Below are 16,459 nucleotides of genomic sequence, written 5' to 3'. Positions count from 1 at the left end.
TCAAACACCAAACCCCCTGGACAGTGACACAACGCGGCGCCGGCATCCTCGAATGGACCAGCCCCACCGGCGCCACCTACACCGACAAACCACCCGCACCCGTCACCTTCACCGTCGAAGACCCCGACCCACCCCCGGAACCCGACCCCGAAACCCCCGCATTCTGAGGCGCGGAGATCCCGCCGTCGGACGGACCGGCTCTCGGGCGCCGGCTCTCGGGCGCCGGCTCAGGCGCCCGCTCTCAGATGCCCGCTTTCAGGCGGCCGCTCTCAGGTGAACCGGCCCTCAGCCGACCGCTCTCGGCCGCCGCCTCTCAGGCGCGGAGCGTCACACCCCACTGCACGTTCCAGGCTTCGCCCGGTGCCAGCCGGCGCAGCCCGCGGCCCGAGTTGAAGGCCTCGGCAGGCGCCGACATCGGCTCGAGGGCGACCACGAGCTCCTGCCCGGGGTAAGTGGTGTTCGTGTAGGCCTGCAGGTAGTCCAGCCCCGGCCCCTGCCACAGCGTGACCGTGCGGCCGTCGGGGGCGGAGAGGGTGCTGTGCACGCGCCCGTCGTCCTCGCGCCGGAGGGTGGCGAAGCCGGTGTCGAGCTGCACGTCGCCGAGGCGTCGGGGCGTGCGCAGATCCGTGCCACCGGACACCGGCGACTCCCCGATCGGCAGCAGCCGGTCATCGGTCTCGAAGAAGGTCTCCGCAGGGATGCGCAGCAGGAGTCGCCTCGGGTCGGCCCCCGAGATCGTGAGGAAGGGATGGGTGCCGAGCGCGACGGGCGCCGCCTCCTGAGAGCGGTTCACGATGGTGTGCTCTGCCATGACGCCATCGGCGCCGAGCGTGTAGCGCACGCTCGTCTCCAGAAGATAGGGATAGCCGATCTGCGGCACCACGTCCGCGCGCAGCAGCACGGACGCATCATCCCGCTCGGCGATCTCGTACGCGGTGTAGCGCAGCAGCCCGTGGATCGCATTGTTCAGCTTGGGCTCGGTGATCGCGAGCGCCCTGGTCTCCTCGCCGTCTGCCCAGATGCCGTCGCGGATCCGGTTCGGCCACGGCACCAGCACGACGCCGGAGCAGGCGGGTGCGGGGCGATCGTCGGGGTAGGGCGGGACGACCGTGGTGCCGCCGACGACGAGGTGCCGGAGCGATGCGCCGACCTGCGAGATCTGCGCGCGGACGCCATCCGCCTCGAGGTGGACCTGGACGCCGGTCGGAGTGGTCATGCCGCCATCGTAGAGCGGCGGGGAGACGCGGTGGGCTCCCAGGTGGCTCGGGTAGACTAGCGCGGTCGGCTTCGGGCGACCGTGACCTCCGGGATCCCCGGCGGCTGCGGTGCTGCGATTCATGTGTGAGCCCAGGGGCCGATGGTGAGTTCGGCGGACATCGCCGAGCGCTTCATCCATCACATGAATGGCCCCCGGCCGACGACTGCCCGGGTATCCCCGCGCCCCACGAGGGCGGCGGGGCGCTGTTCTCGTGCGAGAACCAGACAAGGACATACCCGTGCCCAAGAACCACAAGCCCAAGGGCGGACGCCCCTCGGCGAACTTCGAGCCGCGTTACGCGAAGAAGACCTCCTTCCACGACCGTCACAACCAGGGCCGCCCGGCCCGCGACGGCGACTCCAGCCGCGGCGCGGACCGGTACGGCCGCGCCGACGCGCGTCCGGCCCGGGACGACCGCGGCGCCCGCTTCGACCGCGACGCACGTCCGGCCCGCGACGACCGTCGCGCGGACTCCCGCCCCGGCAGTCGCTCGCCCGGCCACCGCGGCTACCGTCCCGAGCCCGCCGCCGGCGAGCGCGAGCCGAAGCGCCGCTGGTCGGCGCAGGAGAAGGCCGGCCGCGACGAGTCCCGCTCGATCCGCAACCGCGCCGAGTCGGGCCGCGTCGACGCCCCCCACCGTCGCGACGACCGTCCGCGTTTCGACCGCGACGACCGTCCCCGTCGGGATGACCGCTTCGACCGTCCCCGCTACGACCGCGACGACCGCTCGCGCCGGGACGACCGTCCGCGATTCGACCGCGATGACCGTCCGCGTCGGGATGACCGCAGCGACCGTCCGCGTTTCGATCGGACCGAGCGTCCGCGTTTCGACCGTGATGACCGTCCGCGTCGTGACGACCGGACCGAGCGTCCCCGTTTCGACCGTGACGAGCGTCCGCGTCGGGATGACCGGACCGAGCGTCCGCGTTTCGACCGTGATGACCGTCCGCGTCGCGACGACCGGACCGAGCGTCCGCGTTTCGACCATGGTGACCGTCCGCGTCGGGATGACCGGACCGAGCGTCCGCGTTTCGATCGCAGCGAGCGTCCCCGTTTCGACCGTGACGAGCGTCCGCGTCGCGACGACCGTGACGACCGTCCGCGTCGTGACGACCGTCCCCGTCGCAACGACGGCCCGAGCCGCAGCGACTGGAACCGTGTCGCCGACCGCGCACCGAAGCACGAGCAGATCGAGGACGTCGTGCACGAGCGCCTCGCGGCGCAGACCGTGCAGGCCGAGGAGGTCGCGGACGTGACCTTCGCCGACCTCGGACTCGGATCCAACATCGTCGAGATCCTCGCGAACATGGGCGCCGAGACGCCGTTCCCGATCCAGGCCGCGTCGGTCCCCGCCGTGCTCGAGGGGCGCGACGTGCTCGCCCGTGGCCGCACCGGATCCGGCAAGACCATCGCCTTCGGCGCACCGCTCGTGGAGAGCATCCTGCAGTCGCAGAAGGGCAAGAAGCGCGAGTTCGGCCGCACCCCGCGGGCGATCATCCTCGCGCCGACGCGCGAGCTCGCGCTGCAGATCGACCGCACGGTGCAGCCGATCGCCCGCAGCGTGGGCCTGTTCACGACCCAGATCTACGGCGGCGTGCCGCAGGCCCGCCAGGTGGGTGCACTGAAGAAGGGCGTCGACATCGTGATCGGCACGCCCGGTCGCATCGAGGACCTGATCAACCAGGGCAAACTCGACCTCTCCGACGTGCGGATCGCCGTGCTGGATGAGGCGGACCACATGTGCGAGCTCGGCTTCGTCGAGCCGGTGCAGCGGATCCTCCGGCACACCGGCGAGGGCAGCCAGAAGCTGCTGTTCTCCGCCACCCTGGACCGTGAGGTCGCCGCGCTGGTGGACGAGTTCCTCGTGGATCCCGCCGTCTTCGAGGTCGCCGGCGAGACGCAGGACTCGGGCACGATCGAGCACCGCGTGCTCGTGATCGACCACCGCGACAAGGCCGAGATCCTCACCTCGCTCGTCGATCGCGACGGACGCACGCTGGTCTTCTCGCGCACCCGCGCCTACGCCGAGCAGCTCGCCGAGACCTTCGAGGACGCCGGGATCCCCGCGGTCTCGCTGCACGGCGACCTGAACCAGGCCAAGCGCACCCGCAACCTGCAGAAGCTCACCTCGGGCCGGGTGAACGTGCTCGTCGCGACCGATGTCGCCGCGCGCGGCATCCACGTCGACGACATCGACCTGGTCGTCCAGGCCGATGCCCCCGACGAGTACAAGACCTACCTGCACCGCGCCGGCCGCACCGGTCGTGCGGGCAACGCCGGACGGGTCGTGACGCTGATCACGCGTCCGCGCGGTCGCCGCATGACGGAGCTGCTGAACCGCGCCGAGATCGACGCGCCGTTCGAGGAGGCGCGCCTCGGCGACGACCTCATCGAGGAGATCGCCGGCCGCATGCCGTCGGCATCCGACCTCACCGCCTGATCGCGGCCCGCTCCGGGCGCTGCGACATCAAGGGCCGGTGGGCGAGGGATCCAGAATCCGGATTCCTCGCCCACCGGTCTTTCGTCGTCTCAGAGCTCGAGCACCCAGTCGTTGCTGAGGAGCACTCCGCCGCGGAAGGGGAACGGCGTGGTGCCACGAAGGACGAAGCCGGCGCGACGGCAGAGCGCGTTCGACGGTGCGTTGTCGACGGACGGATAGGCGTGCACCGCCGAGTGCGTCCCCTCGGATCGGATGACCCCGATGAGCGCCTCCAGCGCCCGCCCGGCGTAGCCACGGCCCTGGAACTCGGGCAGGATGCTCCAGCCGGCCTCCCAGACCACGTCGTCGCCGTCCGTGTGCTCCCAGAAGGCGACGGATCCGACGACGGCATCCCCGTCGCACACCACGAGCACCTGCCCTGGAGCATCCGTGCGGAGGTAGCGCGTGTGGCGCTTCTCCAGCTCCTCGTCGGACTCTGCACGAACCTGGTGCGCCGTCATCTCCGGGGTGTTGAAGCGATCGAGCAGTGGGCGATCTTCAGGCTGCCAGCGGCGGAGAGTGACCATGGGGGCGACGCTACCGGGGGCCACCGACACGGAGGCGCGGCGCGGTCGCCGGGGGCGAAGAGGGGATCCGAAACGCTCGAAATCCGAACCTGGGAATTCGAGCAAAGTATTTTGCCGCAAACGGGGATCCTCGGTGGGTTCCCAGGAACAGTGATGCAGGATCGTTACCTTGTACGCCCGACCCGAGGGCGTGACGCCGCTTCCCGAGCGGCACCGAGGACTTCAAGGATCGTTACTTCGTCATGTCGAGAAACCCGTTCTTCCGCTCTGCCCGCAGCAAGACCATCGCCATCCTCGGCGCGACCGCCGTCGTCGGCGCGCTCGTCGTGGGGGGTGCTGTGCTCGTCGCCCCGACGGTCGCCGCCGCCGCTCCGGCCGCCGCGGCGGTCGACGATGTGACCGCCTACAACCAGCGGGTGCAGGTGCGCGCCGCGCTCGACACGGCCAAGACCGCGATGGCGGATGCGGCCACCGTGAACGCCGATGTGAAGGCCTCCGGCCTCGATCTCGGCCAGGCCCGCAAGCTCGTGGACGTGACCGGCCTCACCTCGGCGCACGAAGTGCTGTCGAAGTCGACCGCCGAGAAGGGCGCCGTGCACACCGCGCTCGCCGTCGCGGTCACCGACTACTCCGAGAAGGTGGAGTCGCAGGTCGCCGAGGTGCGCGCCAACCTGAACAACGCCGTCGCGCAGAAGCAGGCCGCGGATGCCGCGGCCGCCGCCGCTGCCGCCGCCGCGCAGGCCGCCGCCGAGGCGCAGGCCGCCGCGAACACTCCCGACGGCGCGCGCGCCACAGCCCAGCAGATCATGGCGAGCCAGTACGGCTGGGGCGACGACCAGTTCCAGTGCCTGAACTCGCTGTGGAACAAGGAGTCCGGCTGGAACTACCAGGCCTACAACCCGTCCGGCGCGACCGGGATCCCGCAGGCGCTGCCCGGCGACAAGATGGCGACCGTCGCGGACGACTGGCAGACCAACGCCACCACGCAGATCACCTGGGGCCTCGGCTACATCTCCAGCGTCTACGGCACCCCCTGCGCGGCCTGGGGTCACTCGCAGGCTACGAACTGGTATTGAGTCCCTCCGCGGAGTTTCCCGCACGGAGTTTCCCGCACGGAGCCTCCTGCACGGAGCTTCCTCCATGCAACCTCGAACGGGGCGGTGCGCATCGAGCGCCCGCCCCGTTCGGCGTCCCCGCACCACGGCTCAGAACAGCGTCGGCGTCGGCTCCGGCGCGCGCGGCGCCCCGAAGCGCGACGGCGCCGCGGGCTCGGACGCAGGCTGTTCGAACAGCCACAGCGGCATCGCGTTCGTGACCGGTTCGGCCGGCGCGCTCATGCTGCGTCGCAGCGGGCGGTCGTCGGAATACCGCGCCTCCAGCCCGTGCATGCGGATCAGGGGCTTGACCCGTCGCGCGAGCCACCTCCGGTAGTCCTTCGGCGCCTCCGCCGCGGATCCGGGATACAGCACCCGGTAGGACGACAGCAGATCCGGCCGGTGCTGCGACAGCCACTGCAGGAACCACGGCTTCACTCCCGCCCGCAGATGCAGGGCGCCGTAGATGACGTGATCCGCACCCGCCTCCTTGATCCGGCGCAGGGCGCCGTCGATCGCGTTCACCGAATCGGTGAGGTGCGGCAGGATCGGCATCAGGAACACGCCCACCCTGAATCCGGCGTCGCTGAGCGCGCGCACGGTGTCGAGCCGGGCCTGCGTGGACGGAGCGCCGTGCTCGATCGCCTCGCGCAGGGTCTCGTCGAACATCGCGATCGACAGCTGCACGTCGACGGGCACCCTGGCGGCGGCGTCGACCAGGACCGGGATGTCGCGGCGGATCAGCGTGCCCTTGGTGAGCACAGAGAACGGCGTCCCGGAGTCGGCCAGTGCGCCGATGATGCCGGGCATCAGCCGATATCTCCCCTCCGCGCGCTGATAAGGGTCGGTGTTCGTGCCGAGCGCGACGGTCTCGTGCTTCCAGGATCCGCGGCGCAGCTCCTTCTCGAGGGTCTCGACCACGTTCACCTTGACCACGATCTGCGAGTCGAAGTCCCGGCCCGCGTCCAGATCCAGATAGGTGTGCGTCCCCCGGGCGAAGCAGTAGACGCAGGCATGGCTGCATCCGCGGTACGGGTTGACGGTCCAGCTGAACGGCATCTTCGAGGGGCCGGGAACGTGGTTCAGGGCCGACTTGGCCAGCACCTCGTGGAAGGTCATCCCCGCGAACTCCGGCGTCGTCACCGTCCGCAGGAATCCGGTGCGGTTCTCCATGCCGGGCAGCGCCTGCGCGTCGGTCTCGTCGATCCTCTGCCCCTGCCACCTCATGGCGATATTCGAACATAACAACGACGATGAGTCAAGCGGGAAATCGTGGAAAGGTTCGAATGTCGCCGATGTCCAGGTCTGGCAGTGAGAATGGATCCGTGGCAGACCCGCGGCACCCGACTCGCGCCCGCCGCCTGGATCCTCGCGTGACGTTCCGGCTGTACGTCACGATCGGACTGGCGGTCGCGCTGATCGGCGCGCTCTGGGCTCTTGCGGACGGCTCTGCCGGCGCCGGCCCCGTGGTTCGGGGCACGGCGGAACCGAAGGCCGTCGCGGTCGCGATGCCCCAGGCGGCGACCAGCCTTCCCTCGGTGCAGCTGCACGCGACGGCGGCCTCGAACCCGTGCGCGCAGGCGTCCGTGCAGCAGGCGCTCGCGTCCGGCGGAGACGACGCCGTGGTGGCGGCGTTCGGCGGGGGAGCGGCGTTCCGCGCCGCGGTCGCGGCGGGCAGCGCGCCCTGCATCGATCTGTCCGACCCGAATCGCGACTGGGTCGTGGTGAACAAGGCCAGGCCGCTCAATCCTCTGGCCTTCGCGCCGACGTCTTTCGGGGATCCGGCCCTCTCGGTCGACGGCGCCGGGTCGCTGCGCTCCGATGCGGCGCATGCCCTGGATCAGCTCTCGGCGGCCGCGGACGCGGCGGGGGTGGGCACGATCGCGCTGGCCAGCGGCTACCGCTCGTACGACACCCAGGTGCAGACCTACTCGGGCCAGATCGCGACCTACGGGCAGGCCCAGGGGGACGCCCTCTCCGCGCGCCCCGGTCACAGCGAGCATCAGACCGGGCTCGCCGCCGACGTGGTCTCCTGCGCGGGCGGCTGCGGCAGCATCGACTCCTTCGGCGGCACCGCCGCCGGCGCCTGGGTCGCGGAGAACGGCTGGCAGTACGGCTTCATCGTCCGCTACGTCGCGGGACAGACGCCGGTCACCGGCTACGACCCGGAGCCGTGGCATCTGCGCTACGTCGGCGTCCCGCTCGCGACCGCCTATCACGACGGCGGATTCGTCACGCTCGAGCAGTTCTTCGGTCTCGCCGCGGCCCCCGCCTACCTCGGCTGACCCGCGGCGCGGCCGCGTGGGACCGTGCGGCGACGGCGCGTGCGGGGTCCCCGCAGGCTGATCCCCGCACTCCTGGAGCGATTGCACAAAGCGTGACACCGAGTCTCACTTCTGGTGGGATGCATTCCCACAATCTGAGCCGATACCCGCGGTTTTCCGCGTAGGATCGCGAGAGCGAAGACGCACACACGATCTGGAGGAGCGCGATGGAACGCGACATCTACGACGAGGATCACGAGGCCTTCCGCGGCCTGGTCAAGGACTTCATCGGCCGCTACGTCACGAACGAGGCCATGGAGCGCTGGGAGGCGGACGGCGAGATCGATCGCGCGACCATGCTCGCAGCGGGCGAGGCCGGCCTGATCGGTCTCTCCGTGCCCGAGGAGTTCGGCGGCGCCGGGATGCTGCAGGACTACCGCTTCCGCACCATCGTGATGGAGGAGGTCATCGCGGCGGGCGCCGGATCGCTCGCCGGGGCCTTCGGGATCCAGGACGACCTGGCCGTGCCGTACCTCGTGCACATGGGCACGCCGGAGCAGAAGGCCAAGTGGCTGCCCCGCATGGCGACCGGCGAAGTGCTCGGCGCGCTCGCGATGACCGATCCGGGGGCGGGGTCGGACCTCCGTGGCATCAAGACCAACGCGAAGAAGGTCGACGGCGGATACATCCTCAACGGCGCCAAGACGTTCATCTCCTCGGGGACCACCGCCGACATCGTCGTGACCTTCGTCAAGACCGGTGAGGGCAACCGGCCCGACGCCTTCAGCCTGGTGATCGTCGAGAAGGGCATGGAGGGCTTCGATCAGGGCAAGAAGCTCAGCAAGATGGGCTTCCACGGCTGGGACACGGCCGAGCTGAGCTTCACGGACGTCTTCATCCCCGACGAGAACCTCATCAGCGGCAAGGAGGGTCAGGGCTTCATCCAGCTGATGATGAACCTGCCGCTCGAGCGCCTGTCGATCGGGGTCGCCGCCGCGGCCGCCGCACAGGCCGCCACGGCCTGGACCATCGCCTACACCAAGGACCGCGAGGCCTTCGGCGAGCGCATCGCCGACTTCCAGAACACCCGCTTCCGGCTGGCGGACATGGTCACCACGACCGAGGTGATGTGGGCGTACGTCGACCGCGCGCTGCTGGCGTACAAGGACAGCAAGCTCACCGCGGAGGACGCCGCGAAGGTGAAGTTCTGGACGACGGAGCGCGAGTGGGAGGTGCTCGACACCGGCGTGCAGCTGCACGGCGGCTACGGCTACATCATGGAGTACCCGATCGCGAAGGCCTTCACCGACGCCAGAGTGCATCGCATCTACGGCGGCACGAACGAGATCATGCGCGACCTCGTCGGCCGCCAGATCGCCGGCAAGCGCTGACCTCTCGGTCCCTGAGCTCGTCGAAGGGCGCCCCCGGATCCTGGATCCGGGGGCGCTCGTGCGTGCGGGGGCAGGGCTCCGCACGCCCGGATCGTCCTGCACGATCCGCGCTTTCACGAAGTTCCGCACCGATTGCGTGAGCGGGTCGTTCGGCCGATTCCCGCGCCGCCAGGCTGGCGTCATGAACCCCGGAACACTGCGCGATCATGTGCTCGAAAGCGACGACGACCTCCGCGACGTCCTGGAGCTGCTGCTCCAGCAGGCGGGCCAGCGGCAGCTCTGGCTGCTCTTCCTCGACGGCCGAGGGCGGATCGGCGAGCCGCTCATCCCCATGGCCGACTACCCCGAGGATCCGCTCGAGGCGGTGATGACGGATGATCTCGGCGAGGTGACGCACGCACACCTGCTGTCCCAGCGGATCCGCGGGCTCCGCGAGCTCACCGGCAACGCGGCGGTGGTGCTGGTGTGGGAGCGGGTGGGTGGCGAGGGCGTCGACGGCGACGTCCTCGCCTGGGCGCGCGCGATGAAGCGGGAGGCCGCACTGCTCGGTATTCCGTTGCGCGCCCAATTCCTGCTGCACGCCCATGGCGTGCGTCAGCTGCACGCCGACGACGTGCTGTGATGCGCGCCGGAGCGGTAGCAAGATTATTGCTACTGGAGTAGCATCATGCTCATGGTGCATGCCAAGGTCAGTCTGAGCCTCAGCGAGGAGGACATCGCCTTCCTCGACGCCGAGACGCAGAGCGGTCGCTACCCCTCGCGTTCGGCAGCGACGCAGGATGCTGTGCGCCTGCTGCGCGAGAGCCTGCTCGCCGACGCCTATGCCGAGGCGTTCGCCGCGGATGACGGCGAGGACTGGGATGCCGTGGTGGGCGATGGGCTCGCGTCCGCGTGAGCGTGTCGACCGTTCCCCTTCTGCGTCGCGGGCAGGTCGTGCTCGTCTCCTTCGATCCCGCCGTCGGATCCGAGGCGAAGAAGACCCGTCCTGCGGTGATCGTGAGCAACAACACGGCCAACGCGGTCGCGGCGCGGAGTGATCGGGCGACCGTGACGGTCGTCCCCCTGACGTCGAGCACGGTGCGGATCCTGCCGTTCCAGGTGCTGCTGCCGGCGAGGGAGACGGGACTCGAGCGCGACGTCAAGGCGCAGGCGGAGCAGGTGCGCACCATTGCCGTGACGCGCATCGCCCGCCCGGTCGGCTGGGTGCCCGCAGAGCTCATGGGAGCTCTCGACGAGGCGCTCCGCCTCCATCTCGCACTCTGACGGCACCGCGCGTCCTGCTGTCGCCCTTCGCGAACGCCCCGGGATCCCTGGATCCCGGGGCGTCGCGCTGTGCACCGATCGTGGTGGTGACTCCCCGAGGGAGAGGATCTCGGGCGTCAGAAAAAGTTTGCTATTCAGTGTTGCTATGTACCGGTACTCAGTGTTACTGTCTACCGGTAGTCAACATCACTGAGTAGAAGAAGGAGGCGATCGCGATGGCGAGTCAGATGACCGAGATGCTCAAGGGCACTCTCGAGGGGATCGTCCTGGCGATCCTGGCCGAGCGATCGGCCTATGGATACGAGATCACCACGCGGCTGCGGGACGGAGGGTTCTCCGACATCGCGGAGGGCACCGTCTACGCGCTGCTGGTGCGGATCGAGCAGAGAGGCCTCGTGGACGTGGAGAAGGTCCCGTCCGAGAAGGGACCGCCGCGCAAGGTGTACTCGCTCAACGCGCAGGGGCGGGATCAGCTCGCCGACTTCTGGAGGACCTGGAGCTTCCTCGCCGCGCACATCGAACAGCTCCGCCACACCGACAGCATCAGCACGACCGACACGAATGAAGGAGCCTGACATGGCCGCCAAGTGGATCGAAGCCCTCACCGGGTCCCTCGAGCAGAAGAAGCAGTACAAGCAGGACAAGGCCCGCATGGAGGGCCTTCCCGCCCCCTACGCGGAAGCCGCCATGGCGATGCACCGCTACCTCATGTACGCCGGCGGCATCACCGACGGCGACACCATGATCCGGATGTACACCGACATGGCCGACCTCTGGGAGCGCGCCGCCGTCGACCGCACCCCGGTGCGCGACATCGTCGGGGACGACCCGGTCGACTTCGCCGAGACGTTCGCGAAGGCCTACGCCGGGCGCGAGTGGATCGACAAGGAGCGCAAGCGCTTCACCACGGCGATCGACGACGCCGCACGAAAGGACAACTGATCATGACCACCCTCACCGCCCCCGCGATCCGCGTGCAGGGCGTCACCAAGGCCTTCAAGGATCTGCAGGTCCTGCGCGGGGTCGACTTCGAGGTCGAGCGGGGCAGTATCTTCGCCCTGCTCGGCTCGAACGGAGCCGGCAAGACCACGCTCGTGCGCATCCTGTCGACGCTGCTGAAGGCCGACGGCGGAGCCGCCACGGTCCAGGGTTTCGACGTCGCCTCGGCGCCCAACGACGTCCGCAATGCGATCAGCCTCACCGGCCAGTTCGCCGCGGTCGACGAGATCCTCACCGGACGCGAGAACCTCGTGCTCGTCGCGAAGCTCCGCCACCTCAAGGATCCGGGCGCCGTCGCCGACGATCTGCTCGCCCGGTTCTCGCTCACCGACGCCGGAGGGCGCCGCGCGGGCACCTACTCCGGCGGCATGCGGCGCCGGCTCGACATCGCGATGAGCCTGATCGGGAACCCTCCGGTGATCTTCCTCGACGAGCCCACCACGGGCCTCGACCCGCAGGCGCGGATCGAGGTCTGGGACACCGTCAAGGAGCTCGCGAACGGCGGCACCACCGTGCTGCTCACCACGCAGTACCTCGACGAGGCCGAGCAGCTGGCCGACCGGATCGCGATCCTGCACGAGGGCACCATCATCCAGAACGGCACGCTCGCCGAGCTCAAGCGGCTCCTGCCGCAGGCGAAGGTCGAGTACGTCGAGAAGCAGCCCAGCCTCGAGGAGGTCTTCCTCGCCCTGGTCGGACCGTCCGCGGCCCCGGCCTCTGAGCCCGTCGCAGGGCCCGACACCACGAAGCCCGACACCACGAAGCCCGACACCACGAAGGAGGCAGTGAAATGACCAGCCACGTCCTCAGCGACACCGGCACTCTCACCGGCCGTTCGCTCAAGCACATCCTGCGCAGCCCCGACACGATCATCACCACCGCGGTGACCCCGATCGCGCTCATGCTGCTGTTCGTCTACGTCCTCGGCGGGGCGATCCACACCGGATCCGACCAGTCCTACATCGACTACATGCTGCCGGGCATCCTGCTCATCACGATCGCGTCCGGCATCGCGTACACCTCGTACCGGCTGTTCCTGGACCTGCAGGGCGGGATCTTCGAGCGGTTCCAGTCCATGCCGATCGCCCGGTCGAGCGTGCTCTGGGCGCATGTGCTCACCTCGCTCGTCGCGAACATCGTCTCGGTCGCGATCGTCGTCGGCGTCGCGTTCGCGATGGGCTTCCGCACCGGAGCATCGGTCGGCGCGTGGCTGGCCGTAGCCGGGATCCTGATCCTGTTCACCCTGTCGCTCACCTGGCTCGCCGTGATCGCGGGCCTGAGCGCCAAGACCGTGGACGGCGCGAGCGCGTTCAGCTACCCGCTCATCTTCCTGCCGTTCATCAGCTCGGCGTTCGTGCCCACCTCCTCGATGCCGGGCCCGGTGGCCTGGTTCGCGGAGTACCAGCCGGTGACGTCGATCGTGAACACGATCCGCGCGCTGTTCAACGGCCAGCCGGTGGGCTCCAGCATCTGGATCGCCCTCGCCTGGATGGTCGGGATCCTCGTGGTCGCCTACGGTATCGCGATCGCCATCTACAAGAAGAAGATCAGCTGAGCAGGCTCGGCGTCCGTGCTTCTCAGCAACCGGCTGGTCCCTGTGCTTCGACAGGCTCAGCAACCGGTTGATTCGAACCGGATCGAACCGCCTTCGGCGCCCCGTGCGCCCGGAGGCGGTTCGAGGCGGTTCGGACGGGTGAGCTCGGCAGGGTTCAGCCCAGGGGCTCCGCCGCCGTCTCGCGCGCCGCGCGGGAGGCGGGCGAGGAGGAGCCGATCCGCCAGTAGCCGCAGAAGCTGACCTGGCCCTTGTCGACGCCGCGCTCGCCGACGAGCAGCTTGCGCGCCCCCGAGGCCAGCGACTGCTCGCCCGCGGCATAGGCGTGGAACGGCGCCTCGGGCAGGGCGAGCTCGCGCAGCGCCGCCAGCGCCAGTGCACCGGGCCGGTCATGCTCCGCGCGCACGAACCACTGCACGTCGATGCCGTCCGGGTGCGGGAAGGTCAGCGCGTCCTCGGCGGAGGGCGCTTCGATCAGGACGGATCCGATCGCGTGCGCGGGCAGCGAGGCGCAGATCGAGGCGATCGCGGGCAGGGCCGTCTCGTCGCCGACGAGCACGACCCGCTCCGTGCCGCGCTCGGGATTGAACGTGAGCCCCTCGTCGATCACGAGCACGCGCTCGCCGGGGCGGCAGGTCTCGGCCCAGCGCGACGCCGGCCCCGCGGTGCCCGCGGCGGCGGAGCCGTGCAGCACGAAATCCACGTCGAGCTCTGCCGCGGCCTCGGCCGTGGCAGGACGGAACGCGCGCACGCTGTAGTTGCGCATCACCGGGCGCTCGCCGTCGGGGATCCGGAGGAACCGGAGATACCCGAGCGTCTGGTTGGCCTTGGCGGGCACCCTGCTGAGCCCGGCCTCGCCGCCCACGGGCAGGAACAGCCGGAACCACTGGTCGTACCCCATGGGCGCGAACCGCTCGATCTCGCCGCCGCCGAACGTGATCCGCACCCAGTGCGGGGCGAGGCGCTCGGTGCGCAGCACCGTGAGAGGAACGAGCCCGGCCGAGGCCGGCTTGACCATCTTGCTGTACGCCATGAGGGGCCTTTCGAAGTCTGATCTCGGGCGGGGTTCAGGATCGCCAGGGGAAGAACAGGGTGAGGATGCCCGCGGAGGCGGCGAGCATCAGAACCAGGAAGACGACGTCCCGGGTGCGGAACGGGACCTCGTGCCGCTCGGTGCGCGTGGGGTGGGCGCCGAACGCACGCGAATCCATGGCCAGGGCCACGCGCTCGGCGTGCCGGATCGCGCTCGCCAGCAGCGGCACGATGTAGCCCCAACCGCGCGCGATCCGGGCGAACGGCCCGCGTCCGCCATGCGTGCCGCGCACCCGGTGCGCCGCACGGATCACGCTCAGCTCGTAGCCGAAGCGCGGCACGAACCGGTACGCCGCGAGAGCGGTGTAGCCGAAGCGGTACGGGATCCGCAGCTGCTGCACGCCCGCGCGCACGACGTCCGGTCCGGTCGTGGTGAGACCGGAGATGAGCGAGAGCGCGAGGATCGCGGCCAGCCGGAGTCCCGTCGCGAACCCGCTCTCGAGCGCGCCGGCGTGCAGCTCCCATGAACCGATCCGGAGCGCGATCGGCGTCGAGGCGACCTGCGCCGGATCCGTCCACAGCGTCATCGACAGCCCCAGCAGGACGACCCCCGCGGGGATCGCGAGCAGCAGCACGGCCCAGATCCGCGCGGTCAGCCGGGTGCCCGTGAGGAGTACGGCGTAGGCGAGCAGGAGGAACGCGGTCGGCGTCGCGAGGTCCCGCACGAACAGCAGCACCACCATGGCGGGCAGCACCGCGCCGAGCTTGGCGAGCGGGTTCAGGTGGTGCAGCCAGGCGCGCGCGGGCGCCGCGGTCTGCGCGGCGTACGGGTCGCTCATGATGCCGGCCCTGTCGGTGCGGATCGGGCGGTCGCCCCGGGACCGGATCCGGCGTCGTCGCTGAGGAGCATCCGCAGCTCCGGCGGGACCGCGAGGTACGCCGCGGGCAGCGGGATCAGGGCATCCCGCACGACGGCGGACGTGGTGCCCGCGGCGGCGATCCGCCCGTCCTCGACGAGCACGATGCGGGACGCGTGCTGGATCACGAGGTCCATGTCGTGCGTCACGAGCAGGGTCGTCGTCCCCTCGGCCCTCAGCTCGCGGAACAGGGCGAGCAGCTCCTCGGTGCGCGCCCTGTCCTGCCCGAACGTCGGCTCGTCGAGGACGAGGATCCGCGGGCGGGCGATCAGCGCGGTGCCGACCGACAGCCGCCTCTTCTCGCCGCCGGACAGCAGGAACGGGTGCACGTCGGCCTTGCCCGACAGCCCGAAGCGCTCGAGCATCGCGCCGACGCGTTCCTCGATCTCGGTCGGCGGGACGCGCCGCAGCCGCAGGCCGTGCGCGAGCTCCTCGAACACGGTGTGCGCGATGAACTGGTGCTCCGGGTTCTGGAACACGAAGCCGATGTGCGCCGCGAGCGTGCGCGGCGACGCGGAGGCAGGATCGATCCCGTCGACCGAGATCCGGCCGCGCGGCGGCGTGACGACACCGGCGAGCGCCTGCACGAGCGTCGTCTTGCCGGCACCGTTCGCGCCGATGACGGCGGTGATCGAGGCCGGCTCGACGTCGAGGTCGACGCCGCGCAGCACCACGGTGCGGCGTCGGACGACGTCGAGGCCGCGCACGGTGATGATCGGGTCCTCCTCGGCGTTCGAAGCGCGCACCGGGCTGGATCCGGGGCTCGGATCGAGCGTTCTGCGCGTTTCGAAACGGGACAACGCCGACCGGAGCTCGTCGGCCGTGAGGGGGAGCGGGGCGTCGGGGGCGCCGATCGGGATCCCGGCGGCGCGCAGCCGGCGCGCCGCGAGCGCAGCCGAAGGCAGCCATGCGCCGAGAGCGAGGATCTCCTCCGCGTGCTCGCGCAGGATCCGCTGTGCGGGGCCGTCGAAAGCGACGCGTCCCGAGCCGTCCAGCACGATCGCCCTGGTCGCGATCTCCAGAGCCGCGTCGAGGTCGTGCTCGACCAGGATCAGCGCGCGCCCTTCGGATCCGGCGATATCGGCGAGGGCGGCGTGGACGTCCGCGGTGCCCTGCGGATCGAGGTTCGCGGTCGGTTCGTCCAGGATCAGGAGGGGGGATCCCGTGGCCAGGGCGGAGGCGATCGCGAGGCGCTGCTTGCCGCCGCCGGACAGCCGGTCCGGATTCTCGGCGCGGCGCTCCCACAGGCCCATCCGCCGCAGGGCGGTCTCGGCCCGGGCGAGCACCTCCGTGACGGGGAAGCGCAGGTTCTCCAGGGCGAACGCCGCGTCGTCGAGCACGGATCCGGTGACGATCTGCGCATCCGGATCCTGGAACACGGTCGACACGGCGCTGCTCAGCGTGGCGATCGGGGTCGTGGCGGCGTCGTGCCCGCACACCTCGACGCTGCCGGACACGTCCGTGTCGAGCGAGTGCGGGATGAGACCGCTCAGCGCGAGCGCGAGCGTGGACTTGCCGGATCCGCTCGGCCCGAGCAGCAGCACGACCTCGCCCGCGTGCACGTCGAAGGACACGTCGCGGACGGCGGGATCGCTCGCGCCGCGGTGCGTGATCGTGAGATCGCGCACGCGGAGGAGCGGGGCGGCGGGCATCGGGGTCCGTTCGGGAGGTCTGCTTAGGCAA

The 16,459-nt window shown here is 70.3% G+C and carries 17 protein-coding genes; 11 read left to right on the top strand and 6 right to left on the bottom strand.

What is annotated here, in order from left to right; all coding sequences use genetic code 11:
- Positions 1-313: 313 nt before the first annotated feature.
- Entirely contained in the window at positions 314-1,216 is a 903-nt protein-coding gene (locus tag ACIPY5_RS11830; protein ID WP_400970842.1) for an aldose 1-epimerase family protein, read from the bottom strand.
- A gap of 280 nt (positions 1,217-1,496) precedes the next feature.
- On the opposite strand from ACIPY5_RS11830, the gene ACIPY5_RS11825 reads away from it, so the two are divergent.
- A complete protein-coding gene (locus ACIPY5_RS11825; protein ID WP_400970839.1) occupies positions 1,497-3,698 on the top strand; it encodes a DEAD/DEAH box helicase in 2,202 nt (733 codons plus the stop codon).
- Positions 3,699-3,787: 89 nt separating this feature from the next.
- Here the strand turns inward: ACIPY5_RS11825 and ACIPY5_RS11820 are convergent, their stop codons facing one another.
- Entirely contained in the window at positions 3,788-4,264 is a 477-nt protein-coding gene (locus tag ACIPY5_RS11820; protein WP_309357244.1) for a GNAT family N-acetyltransferase, read from the bottom strand.
- Between the two features lie 242 nt (positions 4,265-4,506).
- On the opposite strand from ACIPY5_RS11820, the gene ACIPY5_RS11815 reads away from it, so the two are divergent.
- On the top strand, positions 4,507-5,340 hold the full coding sequence (locus tag ACIPY5_RS11815; RefSeq protein ID WP_400970834.1) for a phospholipase: 834 nt from the start codon (positions 4,507-4,509) through the stop codon (positions 5,338-5,340).
- 129 nt (positions 5,341-5,469) lie between these two features.
- Here the strand turns inward: ACIPY5_RS11815 and ACIPY5_RS11810 are convergent, their stop codons facing one another.
- Positions 5,470-6,585 carry an Rv2578c family radical SAM protein gene (locus ACIPY5_RS11810; protein ID WP_400970830.1) on the bottom strand — a complete coding sequence of 372 codons (1,116 nt, stop codon included), beginning with the start codon at positions 6,583-6,585 and terminating at the stop codon, positions 5,470-5,472.
- A 98-nt stretch (positions 6,586-6,683) separates the two neighbouring features.
- Between ACIPY5_RS11810 and ACIPY5_RS11805 the strand changes: the two genes are divergently transcribed.
- The 9 genes from ACIPY5_RS11805 to ACIPY5_RS11765 all read left to right on the top strand — a co-directional run bounded on the left by ACIPY5_RS11805 (position 6,684) and on the right by ACIPY5_RS11765 (position 12,830).
- A complete protein-coding gene (locus ACIPY5_RS11805) occupies positions 6,684-7,643 on the top strand; it encodes a D-alanyl-D-alanine carboxypeptidase family protein (RefSeq protein ID WP_400970827.1) in 960 nt (319 codons plus the stop codon).
- A 206-nt stretch (positions 7,644-7,849) separates the two neighbouring features.
- The gene (locus ACIPY5_RS11800; RefSeq protein ID WP_400970824.1) at positions 7,850-9,013 is read left to right on the top strand and encodes an acyl-CoA dehydrogenase family protein; all 1,164 of its coding nucleotides are present in this window, start codon (positions 7,850-7,852) and stop codon (positions 9,011-9,013) included.
- A 181-nt stretch (positions 9,014-9,194) separates the two neighbouring features.
- Positions 9,195-9,635, top strand: coding sequence for a hypothetical protein (locus ACIPY5_RS11795; protein WP_400970821.1), 441 nt, complete (start codon positions 9,195-9,197; stop codon positions 9,633-9,635).
- A gap of 51 nt (positions 9,636-9,686) precedes the next feature.
- Entirely contained in the window at positions 9,687-9,908 is a 222-nt protein-coding gene (locus ACIPY5_RS11790; RefSeq protein WP_400970818.1) for a ribbon-helix-helix domain-containing protein, read from the top strand.
- The gene (locus ACIPY5_RS11785) at positions 9,905-10,276 is read left to right on the top strand and encodes a type II toxin-antitoxin system PemK/MazF family toxin (protein WP_400970815.1); all 372 of its coding nucleotides are present in this window, start codon (positions 9,905-9,907) and stop codon (positions 10,274-10,276) included. The genes ACIPY5_RS11790 and ACIPY5_RS11785 overlap by 4 nt, the downstream gene beginning before the upstream one ends.
- A gap of 215 nt (positions 10,277-10,491) precedes the next feature.
- Complete coding sequence (locus ACIPY5_RS11780; protein ID WP_309339901.1) at positions 10,492-10,851, top strand: PadR family transcriptional regulator; 360 nt, start codon at positions 10,492-10,494, stop codon at positions 10,849-10,851.
- A gap of 1 nt (position 10,852) precedes the next feature.
- Entirely contained in the window at positions 10,853-11,218 is a 366-nt protein-coding gene (locus ACIPY5_RS11775) for a DUF1048 domain-containing protein (protein WP_400970811.1), read from the top strand.
- Between the two features lie 2 nt (positions 11,219-11,220).
- Positions 11,221-12,069 (top strand): ABC transporter ATP-binding protein, encoded by an 849-nt coding sequence (locus ACIPY5_RS11770; RefSeq protein WP_400970808.1) that lies wholly within the window; start codon positions 11,221-11,223, stop codon positions 12,067-12,069.
- Positions 12,066-12,830 carry an ABC transporter permease gene (locus ACIPY5_RS11765; protein ID WP_400970805.1) on the top strand — a complete coding sequence of 255 codons (765 nt, stop codon included), beginning with the start codon at positions 12,066-12,068 and terminating at the stop codon, positions 12,828-12,830. The genes ACIPY5_RS11770 and ACIPY5_RS11765 overlap by 4 nt, the downstream gene beginning before the upstream one ends.
- A 154-nt stretch (positions 12,831-12,984) precedes the next feature.
- Here the strand turns inward: ACIPY5_RS11765 and ACIPY5_RS11760 are convergent, their stop codons facing one another.
- From ACIPY5_RS11760 to ACIPY5_RS11750, 3 genes are read right to left on the bottom strand one after another with little or no spacing between them, the layout of a single operon-like run.
- Complete coding sequence (locus ACIPY5_RS11760) at positions 12,985-13,860, bottom strand: siderophore-interacting protein (RefSeq protein ID WP_400970802.1); 876 nt, start codon at positions 13,858-13,860, stop codon at positions 12,985-12,987.
- Positions 13,861-13,894: 34 nt separating this feature from the next.
- The gene (locus tag ACIPY5_RS11755) at positions 13,895-14,698 is read right to left on the bottom strand and encodes an energy-coupling factor transporter transmembrane component T family protein (protein ID WP_400970799.1); all 804 of its coding nucleotides are present in this window, start codon (positions 14,696-14,698) and stop codon (positions 13,895-13,897) included.
- The gene (locus ACIPY5_RS11750) at positions 14,695-16,428 is read right to left on the bottom strand and encodes an ABC transporter ATP-binding protein (RefSeq protein WP_400970796.1); all 1,734 of its coding nucleotides are present in this window, start codon (positions 16,426-16,428) and stop codon (positions 14,695-14,697) included. The genes ACIPY5_RS11755 and ACIPY5_RS11750 overlap by 4 nt, the downstream gene beginning before the upstream one ends.
- Positions 16,429-16,459 lie beyond the last annotated feature (31 nt).

It is taken from the genome of Microbacterium sp. NPDC089698, assembly GCF_044749045.1.
Lineage (GTDB): Bacteria > Actinomycetota > Actinomycetes > Actinomycetales > Microbacteriaceae > Microbacterium.
The sequence above is the reverse complement of the archived record's forward strand: the minus strand, read 5'-3'. Positions and strand labels throughout refer to the sequence as shown.

Bases quoted from the DNA above. Each gene is read 5' to 3' on its own strand.
- ACIPY5_RS11830 (WP_400970842.1), bottom strand. From the start codon at position 1,216: ATGACCACTCCGACCGGCGTCCAGGTCCACCTCGAGGCGGATGGCGTC.
- ACIPY5_RS11820 (WP_309357244.1), bottom strand. From the start codon at position 4,264: ATGGTCACTCTCCGCCGCTGGCAGCCTGAAGATCGCCCACTGCTCGAT.
- ACIPY5_RS11815 (WP_400970834.1), top strand. From the start codon at position 4,507: ATGTCGAGAAACCCGTTCTTCCGCTCTGCCCGCAGCAAGACCATCGCC.
- ACIPY5_RS11810 (WP_400970830.1), bottom strand. From the start codon at position 6,585: ATGAGGTGGCAGGGGCAGAGGATCGACGAGACCGACGCGCAGGCGCTG.
- ACIPY5_RS11800 (WP_400970824.1), top strand. From the start codon at position 7,850: ATGGAACGCGACATCTACGACGAGGATCACGAGGCCTTCCGCGGCCTG.
- ACIPY5_RS11795 (WP_400970821.1), top strand. From the start codon at position 9,195: ATGAACCCCGGAACACTGCGCGATCATGTGCTCGAAAGCGACGACGAC.
- ACIPY5_RS11790 (WP_400970818.1), top strand. From the start codon at position 9,687: ATGGTGCATGCCAAGGTCAGTCTGAGCCTCAGCGAGGAGGACATCGCC.
- ACIPY5_RS11780 (WP_309339901.1), top strand. From the start codon at position 10,492: ATGGCGAGTCAGATGACCGAGATGCTCAAGGGCACTCTCGAGGGGATC.
- ACIPY5_RS11775 (WP_400970811.1), top strand. From the start codon at position 10,853: ATGGCCGCCAAGTGGATCGAAGCCCTCACCGGGTCCCTCGAGCAGAAG.
- ACIPY5_RS11770 (WP_400970808.1), top strand. From the start codon at position 11,221: ATGACCACCCTCACCGCCCCCGCGATCCGCGTGCAGGGCGTCACCAAG.
- ACIPY5_RS11765 (WP_400970805.1), top strand. From the start codon at position 12,066: ATGACCAGCCACGTCCTCAGCGACACCGGCACTCTCACCGGCCGTTCG.
- ACIPY5_RS11760 (WP_400970802.1), bottom strand. From the start codon at position 13,860: ATGGCGTACAGCAAGATGGTCAAGCCGGCCTCGGCCGGGCTCGTTCCT.
- ACIPY5_RS11755 (WP_400970799.1), bottom strand. From the start codon at position 14,698: ATGAGCGACCCGTACGCCGCGCAGACCGCGGCGCCCGCGCGCGCCTGG.
- ACIPY5_RS11750 (WP_400970796.1), bottom strand. From the start codon at position 16,428: ATGCCCGCCGCCCCGCTCCTCCGCGTGCGCGATCTCACGATCACGCAC.